Below are 3,607 nucleotides of genomic sequence, written 5' to 3'. Positions count from 1 at the left end.
GCGCTGACCCGTTCGCGCGTCCCCCTCGGACCGTCAGCCTCGGGAGCGGGCGCGCGAACGGGTCAGCGCGAGCGCACCGCCGCCGGCCACGAGGAGCGCGAGCGCCCCGCCCGCGATGTACGGGGTGGTGGAGCTGCCGCCGGTCTCGGCGAGGTTCTGGGTGGGCGTGGTGCCGCCGTTGTTGGTCTTGATGCCGCCGGCGTCGCTCGGCTCGGCCGAGGGCTGCTGCGTGGGCTGCTCCGAGGGCCGCTCGCTGGGCTCCTGGGTGGGCTGCCCGGTCGGCTTCCCGGTGGGCTGCTCCGTCGGGGCCGTGCCCTTGGGCGTCTCGCAGGTGGCCTCGGCGAGCGTCACGGTGCCGTTGACCTCGGCGACGCCGAGCTTCAGCGGGTCGACCTCCACCTTGAGTTCGAGGGCGGTCGCGGCCGCGGTGCGCGAGGTGGTGGACGTACGGGACAGGTCGAGGGTCACCTTTCCGACACCGGGCACGCCGACCTGGGTCCGGCCGCCGGTGGAGAGGGTGGTCTTCTTGCCGAAGACGATGACGTGACCGAGGACGTTGGACTCGGCGACCGGCTCCTTCCCCACCTCGCACAGCGCCTTGGAGGTCACCTTCTGGACCTCGATGAGCGAGAGCAGCGGGATTCCGGGTACGTGGACCTTGGCCTTGACGAGGTTCACGTACCCCTCGGCCTTCTTCTCGTCCACGGTGGCCTCCGAGGTGGCGACGTCGGCGGCGAGGATGTCGATCGGCTTGCCCCCCTCGGCCCCCTGCACCTTCACGGAGAGCGCGGTCTCGTTCTCGGTCTCCGGCGCCTCGACCTCGTTGAGGGAGACCCGCAGCGGCACGTCGACCGTCTTGTCGAGGAGGGAGACGTCGAGGCCGGTCCGCAGGACGACGGCGGTGGCGCGCCCTTCGCCGCCCGTGGCCTGGGCCGCCGGGGCCGCGAGGAGCACCGGGCCGACGGCCAGGGCGGCGACGGTCGCGGCGGCGGCGGTACGGCGTGCGGGCGTGCGGAAGGTGTTGCTGTTCAAGATGGTGGAACCCCCACAAGAGACATGGCGTCGCCGGCCGCTCACCACGGGGACGGTGGGTCGGCGCGGCCTCGGCGACTTGAGACACCGGAATCTTTACGCACGGAGAGTGAACCGACAGTCGCCTGACGTGAGTTCACTCCAAAGGGGGGTTTCCGTGTTCATATTCGATTTCTTTCGACACAACCGTTCCCGGGCGTCCCGCGTCTTTCGCACACGAGGGCAGACAGCGGGCCCCCTGGGAAGGGTGAGAACGAGCCGCCGTGCGCCGGGGTAACGGATCGTCAACCCGGCGCATCAGGAGAGGGCGGTCAGCTCGCGCGCCAGTACCCGAGCGCGTGGACGCGCTCCTTGGGCAGTGCGAGTTCCTTGCGCGCGTACGTGGCGAGGGTCCGGGTGGTCGCGGTGTCGCAGGCGATCCAGAGGTACGGGTCGGAGTCCGCGAGGGCGGGGAGCTCGGCCTTCACACGGGCGACGAGGTCGGCCCCGTCGTTCCCGCGCGGCACCCTGCGCATTTCGTGGTGCTCGGGGTCGAGCCGGACCGGCAGCTCCTCGTCGGAGGCGTGCTGGGTCTCGAACCAGACGGTGGCGGGGACGCCCGGGAGCGCGTCGAGCAGGGAGTTGACGGCGGGCAGCGACGCCGGATCGCCGACCACGAGGAGCCGTCCGGGGCGCGGCTCCGGGGCGTCGAATCCGGTCCCCTGGAGGGTCGCCTCGACGGTGTCGCCCGGGGCGCAGGCGCGGGCCCAGCGGCTGGCGACACCGTCGTGGAGGGCGAACTCCAGACTGAAGGTGCCGGCCTCCTGGTCGGGGTCGACCAGGGTGTACGCGCGCTGGTGCGGCCTGCCCGCGTTCTCGAACCAGATCCGGACCCACATCGTGGGGTGGATCCCGGCGGCGGCGAGCAGACCCCCGTCCGTGAAGTGCACCCTGCGGTAGTCCTCGGTGACCTGTTCGGCCCCCGTCACGGTGAACGTGAAGTCCTTGCCCCGCATCAGCTTGAGAACGGCACCCTGCCAGCCGTGACCCACCGCAATCCCCTCCCCTGAACTCCTGTAGATTAATTTAGGTCAGCCTAACCTAAGAAAATTGCAGAAGACATGGCCGAAGACCATGTCGGGAACATGGACGGGATCGGGGTCTCCGTGAGCATCGAGGTCTACCGGGACGCGTGGGGCGTCCCCCATCTGCGCGCCGCGGACCAGGACGAACTCGCCTTCGCGCAGGGCCGGGTCACCGCCCGCGACCGGGCCTGGCAGCTGGAGGTCGAGCGGCACCGCGCCCAGGGCACCACGGCCGCCTTCCTCGGCTCCGCCGAACTCGGCTGGGACACCTTCGCCAGGCGCTCCCGGCTCGCCGACACCGCCCGCCGCTGCTTCGAGCGGCTCGAACGCGAGGACGCGCGGACGGCGGCGTGGGTACGCGCGTACGTGGACGGGGTCAACGACGGCCTGGCGGAAGGGGCCGGGCGGGCGCCCGAGTTCGCCGAGACCGGCCTCGCGCCCGGCCGGTGGGAGCCGTGGACCCCGCTCGCCGTCTGGCTGACGACCCACATCCTGTTCGCCGGCTTCCCCACCAAGCTGTGGCGCGAGGAGGTCGCCCGGCGGCTCGGCGAGGAGTGGACGGAGCTCTTCGCGACCGACGGACCGGGAACCTCGGGCTCCAACGGCTGGCTGGTCGCGGGCGGACGGACCGCGAGCGGGGCGGCCCTGGTGGCCGGCGACCCGCACCGCTTCATCGAGGCGCCCGGCGTCTACCAGCAGATCCGGCTCGCCTGCCCCGCGTACGACGTGGTGGGCATCGCCGTGCCCGGCATCCCCGGACTCGCCCACTTCGGCCACACCGGGCCGGTGGCCTGGGCGATCACCAACGCGATGTCGGACTACCAGGACCTCTACCGGGAGCGGCTGCGGCGGCTCCCGGACGGCGGAGTGGAGGCGTACGGCCCCGAGGGCTGGCGCCCGGCGACGACGCACACCGAGACGATCGAGGTCGCGGGCGGTGAGCCGGTCGTGGTCGAGGTGATCGAGACCGACCGGGGTCCGGTGATCATCGGAGTGGACGACGAGCCAGGAGGCGCCGCCTCGGAGGGTGCCGCGGAGGGCGCCGCCTCGGAGGGCGCCGCGGCGGACGGGGCCTCACGGGACGGGGCCCGGCAGGACCGCCCCCCGCGGGACCCGGCCCCGCAGGACCCGGCCCCGGTCTGGGAGGCCGTCGCTCTGCGGTACCCGCCGCGTGTCACCGGCCGGCTCGGATTCGAGGTGCTGCCCGCGCTGCTGCGCGCCCGGACCGTCGCCGACGTGGACACGGCCCTCGACGGCTGGGTCGAGCCGGTCAACGTCGTCCTGGCCGCCGACACCGAGGGCGGTCTGCTGCACCGGGTCGCCGGCCAGGTGCCCGTCAGGCACCGGGCCAACTCGCTGCGGATCGTGCCCGCCTGGGACCCCGCGCACGCGTGGGAGGACGCTCCGGCGCCACTGCCCCGCGCGGAGGTGGACGGTCACGCCGTGATGGCCAACGCCCGGGGCCTCGCCGCGCCGCTGGGCATCGAGTTCGCCCCGCCGCACCGGGCGGA

Annotated in this window: 3 protein-coding genes; 1 reads left to right on the top strand and 2 read right to left on the bottom strand. The window is 73.1% G+C overall.

Going from position 1 to position 3,607, the window contains the following annotated elements:
* Positions 1-33: 33 nt before the first annotated feature.
* Entirely contained in the window at positions 34-1,032 is a 999-nt protein-coding gene (locus AOK00_RS34545; RefSeq protein ID WP_055604085.1) for an SCO1860 family LAETG-anchored protein, read from the bottom strand.
* A gap of 311 nt (positions 1,033-1,343) precedes the next feature.
* Positions 1,344-2,063 (bottom strand): siderophore-interacting protein, encoded by a 720-nt coding sequence (locus AOK00_RS34540; protein WP_055604084.1) that lies wholly within the window; start codon positions 2,061-2,063, stop codon positions 1,344-1,346.
* Between the two features lie 93 nt (positions 2,064-2,156).
* Between AOK00_RS34540 and AOK00_RS34535 the strand changes: the two genes are divergently transcribed.
* Positions 2,157-3,607 (top strand): penicillin acylase family protein (locus AOK00_RS34535; RefSeq protein ID WP_173861722.1); only part of this gene is annotated, 1,451 nt, incomplete at its 3' end.

Origin of the sequence: Streptomyces aureus (assembly GCF_001418135.1) — a bacterium.
GTDB classification, from domain to species: domain Bacteria; phylum Actinomycetota; class Actinomycetes; order Streptomycetales; family Streptomycetaceae; genus Streptomyces; species Streptomyces aureus_A.
The sequence above is the reverse complement of the archived record's forward strand: the minus strand, read 5'-3'. Positions and strand labels throughout refer to the sequence as shown.